The sequence below is a fragment of the uncultured Cetobacterium sp. genome, from assembly GCF_947038635.1.
In the GTDB taxonomy this organism is placed as follows: domain Bacteria; phylum Fusobacteriota; class Fusobacteriia; order Fusobacteriales; family Fusobacteriaceae; genus Cetobacterium_A.
Window position 1 is genome coordinate 1 of sequence record NZ_CAMQXC010000017.1, and the last position, 24,280, is coordinate 24,280.

Below are 24,280 nucleotides of genomic sequence, written 5' to 3' on the forward strand. Positions count from 1 at the left end.
ATCAGAAATAATGTATAATGATTTAAAAACTAATTTAGATGGTACTGGAATTTTAGTTACAGAACCAATAAAACAATCAACAATAATTCATAATTTTATAGAAGAAGGAAAAACTATTTGGGATAGTAAATCAAAAGATTTTGAATCATTCCAAATAATAATATATCAAATTGTAGAGGAGTTGTTAAAGTAATGGCATCAGTAATGGATAAAATAAAAGCAAAAACAGCAGAATTAAAAACTCAACAAAATGAAACTAAAACTGAATTAGAATCAACTTATGTTTCACATGTAGATTATGAAGAGTTTGGAATTATAGAAAATGATATAAAGGCTAAACTTATAAATTGTGAGAAAAAAGCAGTTCATCATGCTAATCAAATGAGTAAAAGCATAATGGAATTGTCAAAAGTTTTTTGTGAAGCTCAAAAGCTTTTATCAAATCATGCTGGTGGAACTTTTAAAAAATGGTTTGAAGAGTTAGGATTTAAAAAAGATTTTGTATATATGTGTTTAAAGAGAAATGATTTATTTTTAGAAGTGGCTGATGATAGAGTATTTCAAATTCCTGAGAGAGCAATAAAAACTATTTCTAAAATTAAAGATAAAATTAATCTAGAGGAAGTAAAAGAGATTATTTATTCAGAAAAACCTGTTGAGCGGGCAAAAGAAAAAGAGATTAGGTTGTCGGGTTGCCCGACGACTGAAATTGAAGAAATTGAAATCGTTGAAAATGGTATTGATAAAATAAAAGAGATTGAAAAAAAAATAGCTGAGCACTACAGAGCTATAAAAGATTTAGAATATAAACTAAGTATTTTAAAGAATAAAAAATAATTTTAGAATATTAGATAGTCCGAAGTTTTCGGGCTATTTTTCATAATATATTGTTATTTTTTAGTTAAAACTATAAAAGATAACATTGGAGGAAGTAAAGTGGAAAAACACTGGTCGAAAATAGAGAGGCTTCACGAAACAGTAACAAATGAGAATATTATTATAAAAGGAACAAAAAGTTATTATAGTAATGCTTGGACTGGAAATTTTCAAGATACTGTTGTGAGGTATTTATATGGAGATGAATATAGTAAAAAAAGTTGGGAAAACAAGTGGGATTTAGATAAATTATATATTGGAAATTTTGTGTGTATTGGTGCAGAAAGTATTATATTGATGGGAGGAAACAATACCCATAGAGTAGATTGGTTTTCTTGTTATCCTTTTATGGAGAAAATAGATGAAGCTTATGAAAAAAGAGGAGATACAATTATTAAAGATGGAGCTTGGATAGGAATAAGAGCTATTATTATGCCAGGAGTTAAAATTGGTGAAGGAGCAATAATAGCAGCAGGAGCTATTGTAACAAAGGATGTGCCTCCGTATTCCATTGTAGGTGGAAACCCAGCACAAATTATAAAATATAGGTTCCCTCAGAGTACTATAGATGAATTAATAAACATGAAAATATATGATCTACCTGAGGAAAAAGTTGAAAAATTAATAAACTCACTATGCTCGAGTGATTTAAATTTTTTAAAAAATATGTATCATGAAATTAAAGGCGAATAGCGTAAAGTAGATACTAAAAGAATATAATTTAGTTTAAATATTTGCAAAGATAGTTAAGATGAGGTATATTAAGTTGAGATAAAAATTAGAAAAATTTTAGTTGGAGGGGCAGATGTTAGAGAAAAAGCAGGAGTTTAAAATTAGAATTGCAAAGGAAGAGGATACAAGTTTAATTTTAAAATTTATAAAAGAGTTAGCTGATTATGAAAAATTACTTCCTGAAGTAGTAGCAACAGAGGAGATTTTGAGAGAATCTCTTTTTAAAAGAAATATGGCTGAAGTTATAATAGGGGAGCTTAATGGAAAGCCGATAGGATTTGCTCTATTCTTCCATAATTTTTCTACGTTTTTAGGAAAACCAGGGATATATTTAGAAGACTTGTATGTAAAACCAGCTTTTAGGGGAAGAGAGTTTGGAAAACAAATGCTTGGTTATTTAGCTACTTTGTGTGAAGAAAGAGACTGTGGAAGGTTAGAGTGGTGGTGTCTTGATTGGAATAAGTCATCTATTGAGTTTTATAAAAAGTTGGGAGCAGAGTCTATGGACGAGTGGACAACATTTAGAGTAACTGGTGAAAATTTGAAAAAATTATCTGAAAATTATAAAAAGGTTTAAAATCTAATAGATTTTATTTAGAAAGGAGAAGCTATATGAATGAGAAAAGATTTCAAGAACTTCTCAATAAGGAAACATTGACTCTAGAAGAAAAAAAAGAGTTAGAGGCTTTCTTAAATGAAATGAAAAAATGTAGTTTCAAGGGATGAAGCAACTAATGAAAGGGTCTTTCAAAAAATATTAAAGCACTAAGTGTTGTGCAGGCAAAAAGAGCCAAAGTTAAATTGGCTCTTTTTTTATTTAACTTTTAGAAAAAATATAATTGACAAATATGAGCTAAAAAGTTTAGAATCATAAAAAATAGATTAGGGAGTTGGAAAAAATAGTGATTTATAAGATAGAAAAATTAGATAAGAAATTAATAAAAAAAGAAATATATAGTATCTTAAAAGTTTGGGAATCCTCAGTTCGAGCAACGCACTTCTTTTTAAAAGAGAAGGATATAATGGATTTAAAGCCATTTGTTGAGGAAGGTGCTCTTTATGTAGATGATTTCTTCTGTGTAAGAAATAAAGAGGAAATAATAGCTTTTATAGGGATTCATGAGGATAAAATTGAAATGCTTTTTGTAAGTGATGATTTTCGTAGAAAAGGGATTGGGAAACAACTTATTAATTTTGTAATTTCTATTCTCAATGTAAAATATGTAGATGTTAATGAACAAAATTTACAAGGAACTGCTTTTTATGAATATATGGACTTTAGTGTATTTAAAAGATCTGAATTTGATGGTCAAGGTAACCCTTATCCAATTTTACATATGAAATTAAATAGTTAAATTACTACTATAAAACAAAAAAGGGAAAGAGCCTCTGGGGGGAAGAGGCTCTTTTTGGGGGGATTAAATTATATTATTACTTTTTAACACTTCTTATAATATTTAGACAACAGATTTTATAAAAAAGTTTTAAATTTAATTTATTTTTTTATATTTTAATTATTAAGTAAAAAATTACTCTGCAACTACTATAAATCGTTTAAATTTTCCCTTTGTAACAACACATCTATCAATTATTTTGAATCCAGCTTTAGCTACCATTAAATCATGTTCTTCAAAAGAGATTAAAACTATTCTATTAGAAATTCTTCGAGCTGTATTAATTATATCTTGTTGTTCCTCTTCAGAAGTGTGACTAAAAAGACCATAAGGAATATCAATTATAGAGCTATCGTATTTCTTTTTTATATTGTGCATATCATCATTTATAACGATAGGTTTAAATCCATAAAACTCTAAATTAATATTTGCATTTTTAGCAATGTGCTTATTTATTTCATAGCCTTCTATTTGATAGCCAGCATCTAATGCTTCAACTAACGTAGTTCCAACACCACAACAAGGATCGATGATAGTATTTTCTTTTAAGCCATTGTTAGCAATATTTACAACAGCTTTAGCAACTTTAACACCTAGTGAATTGGAATATGAACGCGGTTTATTGTCATGAGTATGCCATTTGTAATCATTTTTGTTATCAATACCAAATAACCATTTACCATCAACTTTAGTCACTCCAAAATTAAATTCAGGATTTTTAAAATTGTGAGTACCTATAATGTTCATTGATAATTTTTTTATTAAATCTAATCTCTCTTCATAGGGAATGTTATGATTATTGTTTAATCTAATATACTCTAGTTTAAAATTATTATAGATTCTTTTATCTTTATTTATTTCAACTAAAAGCTCTTCTATAGTATCTTTCTCATAGATAATGTCTAAACGAGTTTTTATAAAAGGGCTATTAGATGAATTAAATTCTATATTTGAAAATAAGGTTTTTTCGATAGGCATTTTTCCAAAAACAGCTCTCATCTCTAATAGACAAAGTTCCTCTTCAAATGTTGGGTAGTTAACTATATACATATACTTTAAAATTTGATTCATATTTCACGTTCCTTTTAGATTTATTTTTATCCTTTTCAAATTTCTAATAATGATATTAAAAATTTGTTTTGTTAAATGAATATAGAATATTTTAAGCTAATTATCACAGATAGTCTATAAATATTTTAAGATATAAGATTATTAAAATAATAATTTAGTTTAATTTGTTTCAAAATATTCTTTATAAAGAGTTTTACGATTTATTTTAACGTTATTATCTTTCATAAATTCAAGTTTTTGAATACTGCCACTGCTATAATCTAAATAATAATTTTCATTATTTTCTAAAGAGATATAGTAAGTTCTTGCATCTTTAGGAACTATAAACTCAATAGGAGTTTCGTGTTCTTTTAGCACAACTTTTTCTTTCCCAACTAGATCAGCTTTTTTATCAGCTATTCTATCATCATATGCAAAAAGTAAAACTGTTAAATTATCTTTAGGAATAGTATTTCCAATAAGATTTACTTTAATTGAATTTTCTTTTTTTTCCTCTAGATTTTTGCAACCTAATAAACTGAATATTACCAAAATCAATCCTAACCATATTTTTTTCATTTTCAAACCTCCTCTTTTGTAGAATTATTATATCATAGAAAATTAGAGTTTTTCCAAAAAAGGAGAAGAGCCTCTGGGGGGGATAGAGGCTCTTTTGGGGGGATTAAAATTATATTATTACTTTCTAACACTTCTTATAATATTTAGACAACAGGTTTTACAAAAAAGTTTTAAAATTTTTATAAAAATTAAAATAGTTTAGAAAAATATTTTGTGATATTATAAAGAAATTGATAAAATGAATTCAGATCAATAAAGTTAAAAGTAAATTAACTAGGGAGGTATCTTTGATATTTGAGGGATTTAAATTTGGAATGTTGTTACAAATTGCTATAGGACCAGTGTGTATGTATATTTTTTCCTTAGGGATTGGTCAAAGTTTTTGGCGAGCAGAATCAGGTGTTTTAGGAGTTGTTTTAGCAGATGCTTTTTATATAGCACTTGCAATTTTGGGTATTTCATCTTTTGTAAAAAAGAAAAAAATCCAGGATGGATTCAATATTTTTGGAGCTTTAATTATTATTCTTTTTGGAATGGAACTTTTCTTAGGATATTTTGATGTATCAATTCTTCCAAAAATGAATATATTTGGAGATTCTAGCTCAAGTTCTCCTTTTATTAAGGCATTTCTTTTAACAGGAGCAAATCCTATGACAATTCTTTTTTGGATAGGAGTTTTTACTACGAGAACCAACGAAGCAAACTTTACTAAAAAATCTACACTTCTTTTTGCATTTGGGGCTCTTTTAGCTACTCTATTTTTCCTAACTTTAATAGTCTTTTTAGGGTCTATAACAAATAATTTTTTATCTCAACAAGTGTTAGCATTATTAAACTCAGGAGTAGGAGTTATTCTAATATATTTTGGAATAAAAAAGGGTTTAACATCTTTAAAATTGAAATAGAAACAAAAGAAATAGAGGGAACTAAATTTCCCTCTATTTTTTAATAAAAAATTAAATTGTGAAATCTAACAATATTATCTTGAGTATTTTTATAGATATGCTCCTTATCAGCTAAGAATTTTATAGACTGTCCTTTTGATAGTAGAAAAACTTGGTTTTCAACATGAAGTTCAAGTGTACCTTCACTGATAATTATATATTCTTCTACCCCAGAGGTATGAGGTTGAGATATATGATTTCCACCTTTTTTTAATTCAATTGTTAAAATTTCAAATTTTTTATTACTATCAAATGGAAATATAGGATATAGCTTCATAAGATTATTACTTTCTAAAATTGGAGATATGTTTTTTTCATCAACAATAGTAAGTTCTTCCTCTTCACCTTCAATGAAAAAAGAAAAAGAAACTTTTAAAGCTGTAGATATTTTCCAAAGAGTAGAAACTGTTGGATTAGATTTTCCATTTTCAATTTGAGAAAGCATAGCTTTACTAACTCCTGTTTGTAGAGAGAGTTCTTCTAAGCTTAAATTTTTATCTTTTCTTAATCTATTTAAACGCTGACCAATTAAAATATTTAGATTTTCCATATAATCACACACCTTATTTATTATTCACTATAAAGAATAGCAGTTTAGAAAAAAAAATACAACATAAAAAAAGTTCGTTATATTAGAAAAAAATATGTTATAATGAAAAAAATAAAAAGAGGTGGTTTAAGTGAAAATATATTATGTTATTAGAATTTTAAAAAATGGCTTGAAAGAAAAAGTATTTGAAGGAACTTTTGAATTAGCTACAAGTTTATTATGGAATAGAAATTATTTTACTCGTGATTTTGAAACGTTAAAAGACTGTGAAACTTTCGAAGACTTAATTTTAAAGCATAAATTTGGACGAGAATATATTTATAAAGAGGTTTCAAAAGAGGAATATGATGATGCCTTGAATAGTCAATGAGAGATAAAAAATATTTATATTTTAAAGTAATAGCGAACAATTTATTTTATTTTTTTTAAATAACTCCTAATTTCTATAGAAGGAAAAATAGTATTACGAACAAAAGTTTAAAAAAAAAGTTATCTAGAAACACTTTTGAAAAAATGATACCATATTAGGAATAGATAATTGGTATCTTTGAGGATACTAGAAGGAGAGAACATATGAAAAAAAAATTAAGTTTATTATATTTAGTTATGGTTATGATTTTGATAACCTCTTGTAATAAAAAGGAGAAAGTAGAGTCTAAAAAAGAGGTTATCGCAGCTCAGGTAGGAGCAGCAAAAAGTTTAGACCCTCAGGGAACTAACGATAAGAGATCTCTTGAAGTTATAGTTCAAGTGTATGATACTTTGGTAGAAGTTGATAAAAATATGGAGTTGAAAGATGGATTAGCTGAAAGTTGGGAGTATGTAACTCCTACTAAGATTAGATTTAAGTTAAAAGATGGTATTAAGTTTCATAATGATGAACCATTAGAGGTTGAAGATGTTATATTTTCTTTAAATAGAGTTAAAAACTCTAAAATAGTTGGAGCAATTGGTGAAAGTATTGAAAACATCCAAAAGATAGATGATAAAACTTTTGATATAAATACAAAATATCCAACGAAGACACTTTTAAAGTTTTTAGCTGACCCAGGAGCTTCAATAGTAAGTGAAAAAGCTGTTAATGAATCTGGAAATAGCTTTGGACAAAATCCAGTTGGGACAGGGCCTTTTATTTTAGAAGAGTGGGTAACAGGAGACAAAATTGTTTTAAAAAGTAATAAAGAGCATACTTTTAAAAAGCCAAATATTGATAAATTAGTTTTTAGAAGCATTCCAGAAGCAACAAATAGAGTTATTGGATTAGAAACTGGGGAGATTGATGTAGCTTATGCTGTTTCTCCTATTGATGCGAATCAAGTTTTAAAAAATTCAAAATTAGATTTAATGACAGTAGACCCATTAGCAATAGAGTTTATTGGATTTAATATGAAGGATTCAAAGTTAAAAGATGAAAATCTGAGAAAAGCAATAATATATGCTTTAAATTCAGATGAAATATTGGGAACAGTTTTAGGAACATATGCTGAAAATATAAACTCTCCTTTAGCTAAGAACATGTTTGGGTATACAGAAAATAGAGTGAAATATAGTCAAAATATTGATAAAGCTAAAGAGTATTTAAATAAGGTTGAAAATAAGGATGATTTAAATCTCTCAATAACGATACATAGTAACAATGATAGTATGCAGATATCTCAAATAATTCAAGCTCAATTAAAAGAGATTGGAATAAACTTAACTATAAATCCTTTAGAGTGGGGAACTTTTATAAGTGAAACATCTAATGGAAAGCATCAACTTTTTCATTTAGGAAAAACATCTCCAACTGGTGACGGTGAGGAAGCATTAACTGTTTTCAATGAAAAATTTATAGGAGCTGCAGGAAATAGATTTTTCTACTCAAATCCAAAAGTTAATAAACTTTTAACCTTAGCTAAGGAGGAGATTGATGATAAAAAAAGAGAGGCGTATTATCAGGAGGCTTGTCAAATAATTCAAGAGGATGGGGTTATGGTAATCTCATTCACAAGAAAAGTTATAGCAGGAGTTAATAAAAATATATCAAATTTTGAACCGCATCCAAGTGGAATGCATAGATTTTATAAAGTGGATAAAGAGGTAAAATAATGACAGAAAAAAAGATTAAAGTTGGTTATCAAGGAGTAGAGGGAGCATTTAGCCAAGAGGCTATGATTCAATATTTTGGGGAAGATATTGAATCACAAAATTACAAAACATTTGAAGATGTTTTTATTGCTGTAAAAGATGATGAGGTTGAATATGGAGTTTTACCTATTGAAAACTCTACAACAGGATCGATAAATTTAGTTTATGACCTTTTAGAAAAATATAATCTTTTTATAGTGGGAGAGGTTTGTATAAGGATAATTCAAAATTTAATAGGAAATAAAGAAGCTAGATTAGAGGACATAAAAGAGATTTACTCTCATCCTCAAGGATTTGAGCAGAGTAAGAAGTTTATAGACTCTTTAGGAGAAGTTAAGCACATAAATTATCATAATACTGCTTTAAGTGTAAAATATGTAAAAGATTCAAACTCTTTAGAAAAAGGAGCTATTGGTAGCAAAAGAGCATGTGAAATCAATGATTTAAAAATTCTAAAAGAAAATATCAATGATAGTTTGGATAATAAAACAAGATTTATCATTGTGGAGTCTTGTATGAAAAATAGTGTAGAAAATAACAAAATCACAGTTGGAGTAAAATTAAAGCATGAAGTTGGAAGCTTGTATAAAATATTAGGGGAATTTTATAATAGAGAGATAAATTTAACAAAAATTGAATCAAGACCTGTAGGAGACGGGACATTTTCCTATAATTTTTATATGGATTTAGAGGGGAATTTGTCTGATAGTAATTTAAAAGAGGCTCTCAATCAAATAGAGATTGGAGTCGAAAATTTAAAAATATACGGAACGTATAAAAAGTGTGAGATAAAATAATAAAAAACTTCCTTTATAACAGTAGGTTTATCCTAGAGATACCTACTGTTATAAAGGAAGTGTATTAATAAAAATCTATATTTTTTAGATATTGTCTGGCCATTTTAAGATATGGATAGTTTTTCCAATTTTAGATATTACGCCATCATCAACAAGTTCTTTTAAAACCTTTCGTAAGTGTCTATCAGAGACTTTTAAAAAACCAGCCATTTCTATATATTTGATTTTTTCAACTTTGTTATTTTGTGAAAGTTCTTTTAAATAATTTAATATTCTTTCTTCTAAAGGCTTTTGATGGTAACTTAAAATATGTGTCATAGTTGACGTCAATTTATTTGTTACAGTTCTTAGAATTAATTCATAAAGTTTATCGTTTCCAGAAATCATTTTTTTGAAATCCTCTCTTAAAATACCAAGAACTATACAAGGTGTTAACGCTTCAACATTTACATTAATATCTTTATTTTGAATATATTCTACTTCACCTAAAATTTGTAGAGGTTTACAAAACTCAATTATAACTTCTTTATCTCCATAAAAGGCTGAATAAATTTTAATTTTCCCTTCTACAAAAAAATATAAAGACTGACTCTCTTCTTTAACAGAGAAGATCATCTCACCTTTTAAAAATCTTTTAATAAAAAATTTATCTATAAGTTCAGGTTTCATATATTTTTCTAAATCATATTTTTTTAAATAATAAGTTATTTCATTTTTCATTTAAACTCCATAATATTTTTTAATTTCCGGATATATAGCCGATTTTTTTATATAAAACTATGATACCTTATTTAAAGAATGAAAACAAGGAGAAATTAAAATGCTAGAAATATTAGAAAAAGAGAAAATTAGTAAACTTATTATTCAATATTCTCTTCCAGCTTTAGTAGCAATGGGAGTAAATATTTTATACAATTTGGCAGATAGGTTTTTTATAGGTTATTATGTAGGAAGATTGGGAATTGCAGGTGTAAGTTTGACTATGCCAATATCGACACTAAATCTTGCTACAGGACTTTTATTTGGAATCGGTTCTGGAGTTCTTATGAGTATTAGCTTAGGAAAAAAAGATTTAAAAAGAGGAGAAAGTATTTTAGGAAATGGATTGTGTTTATTATTTCTAATGGGAATACTTCAAAGTATAATATTATTTTTATTTACAGATAAAGTAATAGTAGCATTAGGTGGAACAGGAGATTTATTTTCTTATACTATGGATTATTTAAAACCTTTATCTTTAGGAGTATTTTTACAAGTTATGTATATAGGAACTAATGAGATGATAATAGGAAGTGGAGCTCCTAAAAAAGCCATGTTAATTGGTCTTGTAGGATGTTTAACAAATATTATTTTAGATCCAATTTTTATAAATATTTTTAATTTAGGAATGAAAGGTGCAGCATTGGCAACAGTTATTGGAAACTTTATGGCAGTAACAGTCCAGCTGATATACCTAAGTAGATATAGTGAACATTTAAAATTAAAATTTAAAGAACTTCATTTAAAGTGGGATAGAGTAAAAGAGCTTAGTACTATTGGTACACCAGCTTTTTTAGTTCAATTTTTTACTGCAATTGTAGTTGTATTGACAAATATAATTTTGAAAAGGTTAGGTGGTGATTTATATATTGCAGCATTTGGAATTTTAAGTAGCTTGTATTTAATTGTGTTTTTACCAATTGTTGCTATTTATCAAGGGACACAACCAATTTTAGGGTATAACTATGGACGTGAAAATACATCTCGAGTTGAAAAAATATGTAGAAAATCTTTAATTTATAGTACTGTAATAGCGACACTTGGATTTTTAGTGATAGTTTTAGCAAATAATTCAATTATGAACATTTTTGTTAAAGCAGATGAGCAATTAAAAGCTGTAGCTATAGATAGCTCTAAAATTTACTTCTCTATGATATTCTTTTTAGGAATAAATGTTATAGGTGCAGGGTATTTTCAAGCTATTGGTAAATTTAAAACTAGTTTAATTTTAAATATTTCAAAACAAGTTATTTTAACAATTCCGTTAATATTTATTTTATCTTGGAAGTTTGGAATAAAAGGGTTGTGGTTGGCGACAGCTTTAACTGAAGTGTTAATGGCTTTGGTTACACTGATTTATTTAAAGAGAGAGAATATAAAAATTATTATTTAAAAATTATTTAGCAGTGAAGTGCTCAACGCTTCACTGCTAAATTTAATTATAAAGCAAAAATTAGAGTTTTTTAGCTACAATGAACTTAACTTTAGTTTGATTAATGTGGTTAGTGCTTTTAAGAAGAGATAAAAAATCTGATTTTATTGACTCAATCTCATCATTTTGAAAAAATTTATCAAATGATAATCGATTGAGACGATTTTCCCACATTGTATAAATCTCATCAGAAACTACACCAGAGTCAGTTAGTTCAGAATCTTCTAAGTTCTCATCAATTAAAATTTCCATTCCTAAACCTTTTAAAATTGGTAAAATCTTTCGACCAGCTCTAAAATCATAGATTCCCTTATTTTTAGTTCCATCTTCAAAAACTGTTAATTTATTTAAAGTTTCTTTAGAGAGCGGAGTGTGACCTCGTAAAAGATCATCAATTTCAATAATTCCAATCCATCCACCATTTTTTAATTTATCAAACCAATTTTTTAATGTTTGTTCCATTTTATTTGGAAAATAGGCAATAGCGAAGCTAGAAAATATTCCGTCAATTTGTTTCGGAATATAGTTTAAATTGGATATATCATTTTGTAAAATTGTGATATTATTAATTTTTTTATTTTGTAAAACTTCAAGTAAATTTTGATTTAAATCTATAGCAATAATCTCTTTTACCTTTTTAGAAAGAATTTCTGCAAAATCTCCCGTTCCACAACCAAGTTCTGCGACGACATGATCACTTTTAATTGGTAGTTTATCAACAATTGAACTCCATTTTCTATATTTTTGTTGATTTTGATATTCTGTTTTAAGTGACATGTTTTTCCTCCTAATGTAAAGATTTGTTTGGTAATAGTATCAGATTAAATGAAGATTTTCAAGTTATTTTAATTTAAATTGATTAAAAAATTATAATAACCTATAATAAAACTAAATAAATTTATAGGAGAATAATAGTGATTAGAATATTAGAAGAAAAAGATATAGATACAGTCATTCAAATCTGGTTTGAGGCAAATAAAAAAGCCCATGATTTTATTCCTGAGAGTTATTGGTTAGGAAAATTTGATGAAGTGAAGAATATTTTACCTCAAGCAGAGGTATATGTTTATGAAAGTAACAATGAAATTAAAGGATTTATAGGTCTTATAGATAACTATGTTGCGGGTATTTTTATATCAATTGAGAGTCAGTCTAAAGGAATAGGAAAAAAGTTATTATGTTATGCAAAAGAAAAGAAGACAAATCTTTCTTTAAGTGTGTATATAAAAAACTCTCGTGCAATAAATTTTTATAAGAGAGAAAACTTTAAAGTAATATCTGAAAATCTTGATGAGAATACAGGTGAGAAAGAGTTCTTTATGACGTGGGAAAATAAATAAAAACAATTAAAAAGTAGAGGGCAACCATCACAAATCCCTCTACTTCCGCTCTTTGAATATTTAAAACTTTTTTCACGTTTGAATAATTTTAAAACTTGTAAAACCTTTTTCTTTTAAAAACATCTTAAAAATAAAACACTTTACTGACTTTAAATCTATTACCTTAATATAATAGTTAGAAAAAACAACTTCACAATCTGTTAAAACTTTAATATTAAAACATTTTTGAAACTGTGTGATGGCTATTTTTTACTACTTTTAAAAAACTACTAAATCCTTTTCTACCTTTCTAACTATTATTATACTCTTTAGACGTTTTTTGATATAAAAAAAGTTTTAATTTTTATTATTCTATTTTAAATCCGCTATTTATACTCATATTTTCAGTAAATATTTTTACTCCATCTACATAATCATGAGCTCCTAAAGTTGGTTGTAACGATGGATTAGAAGGATAAGTTTTTCCATCAAATTTCATGATAGCAGTAGCTGGAGTTGCTCCACCACCAGATACAGTCATAATAATATCCTTCCAGTTTTTTGTTCTGTGATTATTTATTATAATTGGCGTTTGAACTAAAGTGAATCTAGAAATCTCTTTGTAATCACTATTTAAAATTAAAGCTGATCCACCACCAGACCCACTTAACATTGGTCCGTAAGCGTAAACAAAATATTCTGGAATAGAATCATTATTTAAATCTATTTTTACATAGGAATAATATACAGGATCAACACCTCTTTGTAAATTATAAGCTTCTAAAATTGCATTTTCAACCCCAATATCTTTAATAGTTTCTGATTTCTTTATAGTCATAGATGGATTAAAATTTTGATTTTTACTTATTTCAACAGGTTTTGGAGTATTTTCCAAATCAGTATTAGAACAAGAGGCCAAAGTTAAAACTAGAGAACTTAAAATTAAAAAACGATTTAACGATTTCATAAAAACCTCCTTTATATAAATATTTAACGAATTTTTCAAAATGGTTTTGAACTTTCCTTTAAATGTACTGGTCCGTAAGCGTAAACAAAATATTCTGGAATAGAATCATTATTTAAATCTATTTTTACATAGGAATAATATACAGGATCAACACCTCTTTGTAAATTATAAGCTTCTAAAATTGCATTTTCAACCCCAATATCTTTAATAGTTTCTGATTTCTTTATAGTCATAGATGGATTAAAATTTTGATTTTTACTTATTTCAACAGGTTTTGGAGTATTTTCCAAATCAGTATTAGAACAAGAGGCCAAAGTTAAAACTAGAGAACTTAAAATTAAAAAACGATTTAACGATTTCATAAAAACCTCCTTTATATAAATATTTAACGAATTTTTCAAAATGGTTTTGAACTTTCCTTTAAATGTACTAACTATTTAAATTTAATTTTCTAATTCACTCTTGACTTTCCGGTTAAAATAAAGTATATACTCATACTAATATTGATTAGAATATTGCTTTATTTGAATTTACGGGAGGGAATTAATGAAAAAAACTTTAGGTCGAATTGGAATTTTAATGCTTATAGCGTCATCACTTAGTTTTGCTGAAGGAAAAGATATAACTGTAGCAGTTAATGCTAACTTTATCTCTTTAGATCCTCATAATCTTTCAGATACACTTTCTGGAACAGCAGTATCAACTATGTATGAAGGTCTTTTTACGTATAATGATGATATGACTTTAAGACCAACTTTAGCAACAGGATACACAATATCTGAAGATGGTTTAGTTTATACAATTCCAATTAGACAAGGAATTAATTTTCAGGATGGAACACCACTTAATGCAGCAGCAGTAAAATTTAATTTTGATAGAGTTATGGATGAAAAAAATAATCTTAGAAGACGTAGAAACTTTGTTGCCGTTGATAAAGTTGAAATATCTGGTGAGTATGAGATTAAATTGATTCTTAAGCAACCTTTTGCACCTATGTTAAATAGAATAGCTTCACTGAAAATAGTGAGTCCAGCTGCTCTTGAAAAATATGGAGCTCAAGGAATTATTACAAATCCTGTTGGAACAGGGGCTTACACTTATGTAAATTGGACTCAAGGGGATAAATTAGTTGTTAAAAGAAACGATGAGTATTGGGGAGAAAAACCAAATGTAGATACGATAACATTTAGACCTGTTATGGAAAATGGATCTAGAATTGCAATGCTTCAAACGGGAGAAGCTGATTTTATATATCCAATGCCAACTGAACAGGTTAAAAAATTAGAAAAATCTGATGATGTAGAGATTATGAAAGGATTTTCAACGATAACAAGATATGTAACATTAAATACAAATAAAGATATATTTTCAAATAAAAAAGTTAGACAAGCAATAAACCATGCAATTAATAAAAATGCTTACTCTGCTGTTGTAAAGTCAGGTTACTTAGTTCCTTTGACATCTCCAGTTCCAGAAGCATTAGAGTATCATGTAAAATTAACACCTTATAACTATGATGTAAATAAAGCTAAGGAGTTAATGAAAGAAGCTGGATATCCTAATGGATTTAAAGCTACTATTTGGGGATCAAATAATACTGAAGATATGAAGGGAATGCAATTTATTCACCAACAACTGGCTCAGATTGGAATAGATGTTGAGGTAATGCCGATGGAAGAGGGAACTCTTTCAAATTCAATCTACAGCGTACAAACTCCAGAGGATGCAACTATAAATATGTGGTATGTAAACTGGTCTTCATTTGACATAGATGGAGCAACTAAAAATCTATTCCATAGTAAGTTTGCACCACCTGTTTCTGCAAACACTGCATATTATAATAATCCAAAAGTTGATGAACTTCTTGAGAAAGGAGCAACAGAAGTAGATCCTAAAAAAAGAGGAGAGGTTTATGCTCAGTTACAAGAAACTATTTGGGAAGATGCACCTTGGATTTTCTTAGGTTCTGATCAACTACTTTCTGCTAAAAGAAAAACAACACAGGGTGTTTATGTAATGCCTGATGGAACTATAAATTTTGCTAAAGCTGACACTACTAAATAAAACTATAAAATTATGTAGGTAGTTGTTTTTGCAACTACCTTTTTATTATAAATTTTTAAAAGGAGAGTGCTATGAGGGGTTATTTTTTCCGAAGATTAATCAACACAATTCCCATACTATTTATAGTTTCAATTTTGATTTTCATGTTTATTCATTTAATTCCAGGAGATCCAGCTAGATTACTTGCTGGTCAAAATGCCACAATTGATGAGATTCAATTGATGAGAGAACACTTAGGGCTGACAAAGCCTCTTCATATACAGTACTTTAATTTTGTAAAAACTTTTTTTAGCGGAGAGCTTGGAAACTCAATTAAAACAGGGCTTCCTATAAAAGATATGATAGCTCCAAGATTTAAACCAACTTTTATGTTAGCTATTTTATCAATTATTTGGGCAACTATTTTTGGAGTGGTAGCAGGAATAATTTCAGCTATTAATAGAGGAAAAGTTTTAGATTACGTTGTGATGATAGGAGCTATATCTGGAATATCTTTACCACTGTTTTGGTTAGGACTTATGTTAATTCAGGTATTTTCTGTTAATCTTGGTTGGTTTCCTACAGGGGGAACAGATTCATTTAAAAGTTACATTCTTCCTGCAATAACTTTAGGAGCTGGAATAACTTCAATGATAGCAAGATATACTAGGTCATCTATGTGTGAAATTTTAAAAGAGCCTTACATTAGAACTTCAAGAGCTAAAGGGATTAGTGAATTTTGGGTTATTATGAAGCATACTCTTAGAAATTCACTTATAGATGTGGTAACTATAGTTGGACTACAATTTGGGTTTTTACTAGCAGGATCAGTTTTAGTAGAAACAGTTTTTACAATTCCAGGTCTTGGAAGATTGTTAATTGATTCTATCCTTTTTAGAGATTATACAGTTATTCAAGTAATTCTATTAATTTTTACTTTACAATTTATTGTAGTTAATCTTGTGGTAGATGTTTTGTATGGAGTTTTAAATCCAAAAATTAGATACGATTAAAAAGGAGAGATATTATGGATGAGAAAGATGTTTTCAAAAATCCTTTTAGGGAGTTTTTAGAAAATTTTTTTAAAAGAAAAGTAGCAGTTATTTCACTTTTATTTATAATTTTTTTAGTTATTATAGCTGTTTTTCAACCAGTTCCATATGATTTAAATTATGCTGATTATGAGAATTTATTAGCTGAACCTAGTTCAAAACATTGGTTTGGAACTGATGAATATGGTAGAGATCTTTTTAGTAGAGTTGTAGCAGGAACTAGGTTATCTCTTTTAGTTTCTTTGACAGCTGTTTCAATTGGAGCATTTATTGGATGTATATTAGGGCTTGTAGCTGGATATTATGGCGGAAAGATAGAGAGCATTATTATGAGATGTTGTGATGTTATGTTCTCTTTTCCTGGATTACTTCTTGCTATTGGAATAGTAGCTATCATAGGACCAGGCCTTATAAATGTTATTATATCTATCGCAATTTATGGAATTCCATCTTTTACAAGAATAGTTCGAAGTGCAACAATCTCTTTGAAAAAACAACTTTATATAGAAGCTTGTAAATCTATTGGAGTTAGTGATTTTAGAATACTTTTAGTTCATATTTTACCAGGGACTCTTCCAGCACTAATTGTTACTTTGACAATGAGAATCGGAACAGCAATAATCTCTGCGGCCTCTTTAAGTTTTTTAGGATTTGGAGCAAGTCCTACAAATCCAGATTGGGGAGCTATGCTTTCAACGGGAAGAGATTATATTGGACTAGCACCTCATATGCTTTTTTATCCTGGGCTTATGATTTTCCTAACAGTATTATCTTTTAACTTACTTGGCGATGGTTTAAGGGATACTTTAGACCCAAAACTTAATTAGGAGAGACTATGACAAACTATTTATTAGAAGTTAAAAATTTAAAAACACAGTTTAAAAAAGATAAAAAAGTTTTAACAGCTATTGAAGATGTATCTTTTAAAATAGAAAAGGGTGAGACACTAGGTCTTGTTGGAGAAAGTGGAAGTGGAAAATCAGTAACATCTATGTCTATCATGAGACTTCATGAAGAGAATGCTCTAATAAATGGAGAGATTTTTTTTCAAGGGGAGAATATTTTAAATCTTTCCAATAGAGATATGAAAAAAATTCGTGGCGGAAAAATAGCTACAATATTTCAAGATCCAATGTCATCTTTAAATCCAATTTTAAAAATAAAAGACCAGCTTATGGAGTGTACAAAAATTCATTTGGGGTATAGCAAAAAAGAGGCTGAAAGTCATGCTTTGAAAATGCTGCAATTAGTTGGAATTCCTAGTCCAGAAAGTGTTTTAAATAGATACCCTCATCAACTTAGTGGTGGAATGTGTCAAAGAGTTATGATAGCCATGGCTATGTCTTGCAATCCCCAACTTTTAATAGCAGATGAACCTACAACTGCCTTAGACGTTACAATTCAAGCACAGATTATGGAACTACTGTTAGAGTTAAAAGAGAAGCATCAAATGGGAATACTTTTAATAACTCATGATCTGGGAGTTATAGCAGAAACTTGTGATAATGTTATTGTTATGTATGCAGGACGAATAATGGAAAAAGCTAGTGTCCAAGAGTTATTTGATAGTCCGATACACCCTTATACAAAAGGGCTTATAGCTTCTGTTCCAAAACTTGGAAGTGGAGCAACAGCTTTGCCATATATAGAGGGAAAAGTTCCCGATTTAGCAAGTATGCCAAAAGGTTGTAAGTTTGCTCCAAGATGCAAAGTAGCTATTGAAAAATGTTCAGTGGAAGAACCAAAACTTAAAGAGTTATCAAATGGCAGAAAATGTAGATGTCATTTGATTTTAGATGAGGAGGGGATTTCATGAGAGAGGTTTTAGTTCAACTAAATGGGGTAAGTAAAAAATTTTTAGTTCCTCAGAAAGGATTTAAAAAAGAGAAAAAATATGTACATGCAGTTAACAATGTCTCTTTAGAAATTTTTAAAGGTGAAACTCTATCTATAGTTGGTGAAAGTGGTTGTGGAAAATCAACTTTAGGAAGAGTTATAAATAAAATATTAGATGTTGAAGAGGGAACAATTAAATTTAAAGGAATAGATATAACTAAACATAACTCAAGGGAGATGCTTCCTTTTAGAAAAGATATGCAAGTTATATTTCAAGATCCTTACGGTTCTTTAAATCCAAGAATGAAAATAAAAAATTTAGTTTCAGAGCCTCTTCTTGTTCATTCTGAATTTTCTGTAAAAGAGAGAGAAAAGAAAGCTTTAGAACTTTTAGATATGGTAGGACTTAGTAGTAGTCATGGTGAAAGATTTCCCCATGAGTTTAGTGGAGGACAGAGGCAACGTGTGGGAATAGCTAGAGCAATCTCTGTTAATCCAAGTTTGATTATAGCAGATGAGCCTATATCAGCTTTAGATGTTAGTATTCAAGCTCAAGTTATAAATATTTTCAAAGATTTACAAGAACGATTTAATTTGACATATTTTTTTATATCTCATGATTTAAGTGTAGTAGAACTTATCTCTGATAGAGTAGGAGTTATGTATTTAGGAAACTTAGTTGAAATAGGAGATAAAAAAAATATTTATAATAATCCTAAGCATCCGTATACAGAAGCATTGCTATCAGCAATACCTGTAGCTGAAGCAAATAAGAAAAGAGAAAGAATTATTTTAAAAGGGGATATACCTAGTCCAATTGATCGACCATCTGGATGTCCATTTTCCACAAGATGTCCAAAAGTTTTTAGTTTATGTAAAGAGAAAATGCCGATTTTAAAGGATTGTTCTGATGGAAAAAGTGAACATAAGGTAGCGTGTCATTTGGTAAAATAAACATACAAAAGGAGAGTGCAATGAAAAGAGTTTTAGTGGGATCTATGCATCATGAGTCTAATTCTTTTAATCCAATTATTACAGATGAAAAGGATTTTTCTATAAAATATGGAGAGGATTCATTAGTTTTTGAAACAAAAAATAATGCTTTAAGAGGAATAGTTGAAACTTTAAAAGAAAATGGTTATGATGTTGTTCCAACACTTAGTGCTAGAGCAGTTCCAAATGGAGAGGTAAGCTATGAGCTTTATAGCAGACTAAAAAAAGAGTTTATTGAGAGAGCTTTAGAAGCTGATAAAATTAAAAAATTAGATGGAATTAACTTAGCACTTCACGGTTCTATGAGAGTAGTTGGATTGGGAGAAGCAGAGGGAGATCTTTTAGAGGAACTTAGAAAATATTTTAAAGATATCCCAATTGTAGTTGCCCTTGATATGCACACAACTATGACTGATAAAATGCATAAATATGCTGATGCATATGTAGGATATAAATGTGCTCCACATACTGATTGTTTTGAAACGGGAGAACATGCAGCAGAGATATTGATGTATATTTTTAAAGAGAATAAGATTCCTAAAAAATCTTGGGTAAGTGTTCCTATGCTAATAGCTGGAGAGCAATCAGAAACTTCAACTGAGCCTATGGTTTATTTTATAAATAGATGTAGAGAGTATGAAAAAAAACAGGGAGTTCTAGCTGTTTCTATTCTTATGGGATATCCTTGGGCAGATAGCGAAGATGCTGCTGTTGGAATCTATGTTGTAGCAGATGATGAAAATTTAGCAAATACAATTTCAAAAGAGATAGGACAAGAGTTTTTCGATAGAAGAGATGAGTTTTCTTTTCACACAGAAACTTATGAACCTGAAGAAGCTTATGAAGTTGCTTTAAAGGCTTTAGAAGAAAAAAAGTTTCCAATATATCTATCTGATTCTGGAGATAATCCAACTGCAGGGTCATCATCAGATTGTACAGGATTTTTAAAAATAATTTTAGAAAATTCTAAAACGAAAAGTGTGCCTACTCCAATTATTTATGGTGGAATTTATGATCCTGAAGCAACATTATTTTGTAAAGGAAAAGTTGGACAAACCATAGAGGTTACTGCAGGAGCAAAGTTTGATACTAAAACTACAAAACCTTTAACTTTAAAGGGAGAGGTTATTAATTATTTAGAAAAATGGGGAACATATGAAAGTGATCTAGCAGTTTTAAGAGTAAATAATGTAGATGTAATTTTAGCAGAGAAACATGTAGGGTATGTGACTCCTGAAATGTATGAAGATTTAGGATTAGACCCTAAAAATCGTAATATTATTGTTTGCAAATTAGGATATTTAACTGAGCACCATAAACTTCTTTCTAAAAGAACTATCATGGCTTTAACAACAGGAAGTACGAATGAGGATATTTTAAATATAAAGTATGAAAAGGTTAAAAGACCGATTTTTCCTCTTGATAAAAATTTTGAATATAAAGCTTCTGTAAAAAATTAAAAAATAAACAGAAATAAAAAAGAGACTGTTGATTAATTCAGTCTCTTTTGTTTTGCTAAGTTTTTTAGTTTTCTTCAGCTAAGTTTTGTAAAATATTTTTTTGTTTTCCTTTTTTTAAAAACTTCTCTTCGTAATCTTTTAAAGAATCAATAGCATCCTTTGAAATAGGAAGAATACATCCAATGTTAATTATTGCCATTAACCCTAATCCTAAATCTGCTAGTGCCCAAACTGTTTGATTTTCCTGAATTCCACCTTGGAATACCATAACAATTATAAGGATTTTATAACTGATATTTAAAATAGAGTTTTTACTGATGAAACTTAAAGCGTTTCTTCCAAAGAATGTTACTCCTAATATCGTACTAAAAGAGAAAAGGAAGATTGTGATTGATGTAAAAGGAATTCCAATCCAACCTATATGACTTTTTAGTGATTCTTGGAATAATACCATACCACTTAAATCACCTTGATCTCCAGCTAAAAGCACAACTAATGCTGTTGCAGTACAAATTACAATAGTATCTACAAAAACTCCAAAAGCCTGAACTAACCCTTGTTTTGCAGGATGTTTAACGTCAGCTATTGCAGCTGCATAGTTTGAATTTCCTGTTCCAGCCTCATTAGAGAATAAACCTCTTTTAACTCCTTGCATAATTATTCCACCAAGAGCTCCACCTATAATCTGTTCTCCACCAAAAGCTTGATAAAAAATATTTTTTATTACAAGAGGTACTAAAGTTGCATTTTTTAGTATAACTATAAGTACAACTCCAATATATAATAAAGCCATGAAAGGAACTATTTTATTTAAAACGTTAATGATTTTATTACGTTTTCCAAAGATAGTTAAACCTACAGCTACAGAAAGTAATCCTGCAAGAAGAAATTTATTAATATGAAAAGCACTTTCAAAAGATTCAGTTACTGAGTTAGACATAACTTGGATTGCACCAATATAGCAAATTATTGAAGCTATTGCATAAAATACACCAATCCATCTTTTATTAAGTTTTTTCTCTAATATCCAAGGAGTACCACCTTCAAACTCTCCACTTGGATCTTTTTTTCTATAAATTACAGAAAGAGTAGACTCAATAAATGAAGTAGAGCATCCTAAAAGAGCAACAAGCCACATCCAAAATATAGATCCTGGACCTCCAACTGAAATAGCAGCAACAACACCAGCTATATTTCCAGCACCAATTCTACACGCTGTTCCTAAACAAAAGCTTTCAAAAGAACTAACACCATTTCCATCATCCTCTTTATTCCAAACAGATTTAAACATATGTTTAAAAAGTCTAAACTGCATAAAGTTTGTTTTTAAAGTAAAATATATAGCTGTTCCAATTAAAAGAGCTACAAGTATATTATTGCTCCAGATTATTCCATTAACAGAATCAACTAATTTTGTAATTAAATTCATAAAACTTCTCCTTTGTTACTTTTTTCTTTAATATGTATAGTTTATCATTATTATAAATCCCTTTGTAGATAACAATGTTTTAATTTTTTTGTTCGGTATTTTCTATAAAATATATATATTTATAAGGAGAGATAGTATATTTTTAACTTAAAAGTTGTTCGTACTTGTTTTTATAAACTTAAAAAAAATGACTTTTTTCTTCACAAAAAACTCAAAGTATTAACAAACTTAAGATTTAATGATAAAATATAAGAATAAAATTAAAAGTTAAGATTAAGGAGTGTTTCTATTGAAAAAAGAAGTAAAAAAAGGAGAATTACATCCAAATAATCCCCACAAAGGAAGATATGATTTTAAAGTTTTAGTTGATAAACTACCTGAATTAAAATCATTTATTATAAAAAATCCCATTGGAGAAGAGACTATAGATTTTAGTGATAATCAAGCTGTAGTATGTTTAAATAAAGCATTATTAAAAACATATTATAATATTGATAACTGGGATATTCCTGCTGGATTTTTATGTCCACCAATACCTGGAAGAGCTGACTACATTCACTATATAGCAGAATTGTTAACTAAAAAGAAAAATATAAATGTATTGGATATAGGAACTGGAGCAAACTGTATCTATCCTATTATAGGAAGTCAAACTTTTGATTGGAACTATACAGCTTCAGATATAGATCCTAAATCTATTGAAAATGCTCAAAAAATAATAGATTCAAATGAAAAATTAAAAAATAAAGTAAAGCTAAAGCTTCAAAAAGATAGAAATCATATTTTTGTAGGAGTTATTGAAAAAAATGATAAATTTGATTTAACTATGTGCAATCCTCCATTTCATTCGTCTTTAGAGGATGCTTTAAAAGCTAATCAAAGAAAAGTGAATAATTTAAATAAGGGAAATAAAAATATTCAAAAAGGATTGAACTTTGGAGGACAAAAAGCTGAATTGTGGTGTCCAGGAGGAGAGCGTTTATTTCTTAAAAAAATGGCTAAAGAAAGTGCGAATTTTGCTTCGCAAGTATATTATTTTACATCTTTAATTTCAAATAAAGAAAATATAAAACCAACAATAAAGGTTCTTGAAAAGTTAGGAGCTAAATGTAAAGTTTTAGAGATGAGCCAAGGACAGAAAATAAGTAGAGTTTTAGCTTGGACTTTTAACCAAAAATAAAATTTTTTAAACAAAATAATATAATAATTTAATAAAAAAGAAAGATAATACAAATGAAAAGAGAAAGATAGTGTGAGTAGAGAGCTATTTTTCTCTTTTATTTTTTGAAAAAATAGCTTGCAAATTTAAAATTAAAGGTGTATACTCATATCAAGTTTGTAATAATTACAAATTTATAAAACTATAAAAATATAGTTTTTAGAACAGGAGGGCACAATGAACAACATTAAAGGAACAAAAACAGAAAAGAATTTATTAGAAGCTTTTGCAGGGGAGTCGATGGCAAGAAACAAGTACTCTTACTACGCAAGTAAAGCTAAAAAAGAAGGGTATGTTCAAGTAGCTAAACTATTTGAAGAGACAGCACACAATGAGCAGGAACATGCGAAAATTTGGTTTAAACTTCTTCATGGAGGAACAGTAGCTTCTACTATTGAAAATTTAAAAGATGCTGCTGAAGGTGAAAACTATGAGTGGACAGATATGTATGCAACTTTTGCTAAAGAAGCTAGAGAAGAGGGGCTAGAGGATATAGCTATTCTTTTTGAAGAGGTTGGAAAAATAGAAAAACAACACGAAGCTAGATATAAACAGCTTCTAGAAAATATAGAATCAGGAAAAGTATTTAAAAGAGAGGAAGTAAAAGAGTGGGAGTGTATGAACTGTGGTCATATACACACAGGAGATTCAGCTCCAGAGTTATGTCCAGTTTGTAAGCATCCAAAGGCTTACTTTATGTTACAACCTAAAAATTTTTAAGG

The 24,280-nt window shown here is 28.5% G+C and carries 26 protein-coding genes and 1 pseudogene; 19 read left to right on the plus strand and 8 right to left on the minus strand.

The features are described 5' to 3' along the window. From Q0V08_RS03285 to Q0V08_RS03305, 5 genes and pseudogenes are all read left to right on the plus strand, one after another. Positions 1-193, plus strand: a pseudogene (locus Q0V08_RS03285) (ParA family protein); the annotation flags it as partial. After that, the gene (locus Q0V08_RS03290) at positions 193-837 is read left to right on the plus strand and encodes a hypothetical protein (RefSeq protein WP_297432053.1); all 645 of its coding nucleotides are present in this window, start codon (positions 193-195) and stop codon (positions 835-837) included. The pseudogene Q0V08_RS03285 and the gene Q0V08_RS03290, both read left to right, overlap by 1 nt. 99 nt (positions 838-936) lie before the next feature. Continuing rightward, positions 937-1,569 carry a CatB-related O-acetyltransferase gene (locus tag Q0V08_RS03295; protein WP_297432055.1) on the plus strand — a complete coding sequence of 211 codons (633 nt, stop codon included), beginning with the start codon at positions 937-939 and terminating at the stop codon, positions 1,567-1,569. 112 nt (positions 1,570-1,681) lie between these two features. After that, entirely contained in the window at positions 1,682-2,185 is a 504-nt protein-coding gene (locus tag Q0V08_RS03300; RefSeq protein ID WP_297432057.1) for a GNAT family N-acetyltransferase, read from the plus strand. 325 nt (positions 2,186-2,510) lie between these two features. Beyond that, positions 2,511-2,963 (plus strand): GNAT family N-acetyltransferase, encoded by a 453-nt coding sequence (locus Q0V08_RS03305; RefSeq protein WP_257163679.1) that lies wholly within the window; start codon positions 2,511-2,513, stop codon positions 2,961-2,963. Positions 2,964-3,137: 174 nt separating this feature from the next. On the opposite strand, the gene Q0V08_RS03310 is transcribed toward Q0V08_RS03305, so the two are convergent. Beyond that, positions 3,138-4,073 (minus strand): DNA methyltransferase, encoded by a 936-nt coding sequence (locus tag Q0V08_RS03310; protein ID WP_297432060.1) that lies wholly within the window; start codon positions 4,071-4,073, stop codon positions 3,138-3,140. 159 nt (positions 4,074-4,232) lie between these two features. Continuing rightward, the gene (locus Q0V08_RS03315) at positions 4,233-4,631 is read right to left on the minus strand and encodes a hypothetical protein (protein ID WP_297432062.1); all 399 of its coding nucleotides are present in this window, start codon (positions 4,629-4,631) and stop codon (positions 4,233-4,235) included. Positions 4,632-4,918: 287 nt separating this feature from the next. Here Q0V08_RS03315 and Q0V08_RS03320 point away from each other — a divergent pair, with 287 nt between their 5' ends. Then, entirely contained in the window at positions 4,919-5,536 is a 618-nt protein-coding gene (locus Q0V08_RS03320) for a LysE family transporter (protein ID WP_297432064.1), read from the plus strand. Between the two features lie 40 nt (positions 5,537-5,576). On the opposite strand, the gene Q0V08_RS03325 is transcribed toward Q0V08_RS03320, so the two are convergent. Next, positions 5,577-6,125 (minus strand): XRE family transcriptional regulator, encoded by a 549-nt coding sequence (locus Q0V08_RS03325; RefSeq protein ID WP_297432066.1) that lies wholly within the window; start codon positions 6,123-6,125, stop codon positions 5,577-5,579. A gap of 130 nt (positions 6,126-6,255) precedes the next feature. On the opposite strand from Q0V08_RS03325, the gene Q0V08_RS03330 reads away from it, so the two are divergent. The 3 genes from Q0V08_RS03330 (at position 6,256) to pheA (ending at position 9,049) form a co-directional block, all read left to right on the plus strand. Beyond that, positions 6,256-6,495 carry a hypothetical protein gene (locus Q0V08_RS03330; RefSeq protein ID WP_257163672.1) on the plus strand — a complete coding sequence of 80 codons (240 nt, stop codon included), beginning with the start codon at positions 6,256-6,258 and terminating at the stop codon, positions 6,493-6,495. 203 nt (positions 6,496-6,698) lie between these two features. Beyond that, entirely contained in the window at positions 6,699-8,213 is a 1,515-nt protein-coding gene (locus tag Q0V08_RS03335; protein WP_297432068.1) for an ABC transporter substrate-binding protein, read from the plus strand. After that, positions 8,213-9,049: a prephenate dehydratase gene (gene pheA / locus Q0V08_RS03340; RefSeq protein WP_297432070.1), complete on the plus strand. Its 837-nt coding sequence runs from the start codon at positions 8,213-8,215 to the stop codon at positions 9,047-9,049. The genes Q0V08_RS03335 and pheA overlap by 1 nt, the downstream gene beginning before the upstream one ends. Before the next feature lie 84 nt (positions 9,050-9,133). On the opposite strand, the gene Q0V08_RS03345 is transcribed toward pheA, so the two are convergent. After that, on the minus strand, positions 9,134-9,769 hold the full coding sequence (locus Q0V08_RS03345; RefSeq protein ID WP_297432072.1) for a Crp/Fnr family transcriptional regulator: 636 nt from the start codon (positions 9,767-9,769) through the stop codon (positions 9,134-9,136). Between the two features lie 100 nt (positions 9,770-9,869). Here Q0V08_RS03345 and Q0V08_RS03350 point away from each other — a divergent pair, with 100 nt between their 5' ends. Next, positions 9,870-11,201 (plus strand): MATE family efflux transporter, encoded by a 1,332-nt coding sequence (locus Q0V08_RS03350; protein WP_297432075.1) that lies wholly within the window; start codon positions 9,870-9,872, stop codon positions 11,199-11,201. Between the two features lie 60 nt (positions 11,202-11,261). Here the strand turns inward: Q0V08_RS03350 and Q0V08_RS03355 are convergent, their stop codons facing one another. Further along, positions 11,262-12,017, minus strand: coding sequence for a class I SAM-dependent methyltransferase (locus Q0V08_RS03355; RefSeq protein ID WP_297432077.1), 756 nt, complete (start codon positions 12,015-12,017; stop codon positions 11,262-11,264). A 137-nt stretch (positions 12,018-12,154) separates the two neighbouring features. On the opposite strand from Q0V08_RS03355, the gene Q0V08_RS03360 reads away from it, so the two are divergent. Then, positions 12,155-12,580 carry a GNAT family N-acetyltransferase gene (locus Q0V08_RS03360; protein ID WP_297432079.1) on the plus strand — a complete coding sequence of 142 codons (426 nt, stop codon included), beginning with the start codon at positions 12,155-12,157 and terminating at the stop codon, positions 12,578-12,580. Positions 12,581-12,926: 346 nt separating this feature from the next. Here Q0V08_RS03360 and Q0V08_RS03365 read toward each other — a convergent pair whose 3' ends face one another. Further along, entirely contained in the window at positions 12,927-13,526 is a 600-nt protein-coding gene (locus Q0V08_RS03365; protein WP_297432081.1) for a hypothetical protein, read from the minus strand. A gap of 35 nt (positions 13,527-13,561) precedes the next feature. After that, a complete protein-coding gene (locus Q0V08_RS03370; protein WP_297432083.1) occupies positions 13,562-13,888 on the minus strand; it encodes a hypothetical protein in 327 nt (108 codons plus the stop codon). 184 nt (positions 13,889-14,072) lie between these two features. Here Q0V08_RS03370 and Q0V08_RS03375 point away from each other — a divergent pair, with 184 nt between their 5' ends. The 6 genes from Q0V08_RS03375 (at position 14,073) to Q0V08_RS03400 (ending at position 20,910) form a co-directional block, all read left to right on the plus strand. Then, positions 14,073-15,590, plus strand: a complete 1,518-nt coding sequence (locus Q0V08_RS03375) for a glutathione ABC transporter substrate-binding protein (RefSeq protein ID WP_257163664.1) — start codon at positions 14,073-14,075, stop codon at positions 15,588-15,590. Positions 15,591-15,661: 71 nt separating this feature from the next. Beyond that, positions 15,662-16,582: an ABC transporter permease subunit gene (locus Q0V08_RS03380; RefSeq protein WP_257163663.1), complete on the plus strand. Its 921-nt coding sequence runs from the start codon at positions 15,662-15,664 to the stop codon at positions 16,580-16,582. 14 nt (positions 16,583-16,596) lie between these two features. Next, positions 16,597-17,448 carry an ABC transporter permease subunit gene (locus tag Q0V08_RS03385; protein ID WP_257163662.1) on the plus strand — a complete coding sequence of 284 codons (852 nt, stop codon included), beginning with the start codon at positions 16,597-16,599 and terminating at the stop codon, positions 17,446-17,448. Positions 17,449-17,456: 8 nt separating this feature from the next. After that, positions 17,457-18,437: an ABC transporter ATP-binding protein gene (locus tag Q0V08_RS03390; protein ID WP_257163661.1), complete on the plus strand. Its 981-nt coding sequence runs from the start codon at positions 17,457-17,459 to the stop codon at positions 18,435-18,437. Next, positions 18,434-19,411: a dipeptide ABC transporter ATP-binding protein gene (locus tag Q0V08_RS03395; protein ID WP_257163660.1), complete on the plus strand. Its 978-nt coding sequence runs from the start codon at positions 18,434-18,436 to the stop codon at positions 19,409-19,411. Before Q0V08_RS03390 ends, Q0V08_RS03395 begins: the two co-directional genes overlap by 4 nt. A gap of 20 nt (positions 19,412-19,431) precedes the next feature. After that, positions 19,432-20,910, plus strand: coding sequence for a M81 family metallopeptidase (locus tag Q0V08_RS03400; protein WP_297432086.1), 1,479 nt, complete (start codon positions 19,432-19,434; stop codon positions 20,908-20,910). Between the two features lie 64 nt (positions 20,911-20,974). Here the strand turns inward: Q0V08_RS03400 and Q0V08_RS03405 are convergent, their stop codons facing one another. Further along, a complete protein-coding gene (locus Q0V08_RS03405) occupies positions 20,975-22,339 on the minus strand; it encodes a sodium:alanine symporter family protein (RefSeq protein WP_297432088.1) in 1,365 nt (454 codons plus the stop codon). 289 nt (positions 22,340-22,628) lie between these two features. Here Q0V08_RS03405 and rlmF point away from each other — a divergent pair, with 289 nt between their 5' ends. Together rlmF and rbr are read left to right on the plus strand one after the other, a co-directional pair. Next, a complete protein-coding gene (rlmF, locus tag Q0V08_RS03410; RefSeq protein WP_257164204.1) occupies positions 22,629-23,519 on the plus strand; it encodes a 23S rRNA (adenine(1618)-N(6))-methyltransferase RlmF in 891 nt (296 codons plus the stop codon). 216 nt (positions 23,520-23,735) lie between these two features. Beyond that, positions 23,736-24,278: a rubrerythrin gene (rbr, locus tag Q0V08_RS03415; protein ID WP_257164203.1), complete on the plus strand. Its 543-nt coding sequence runs from the start codon at positions 23,736-23,738 to the stop codon at positions 24,276-24,278. Positions 24,279-24,280 lie beyond the last annotated feature (2 nt).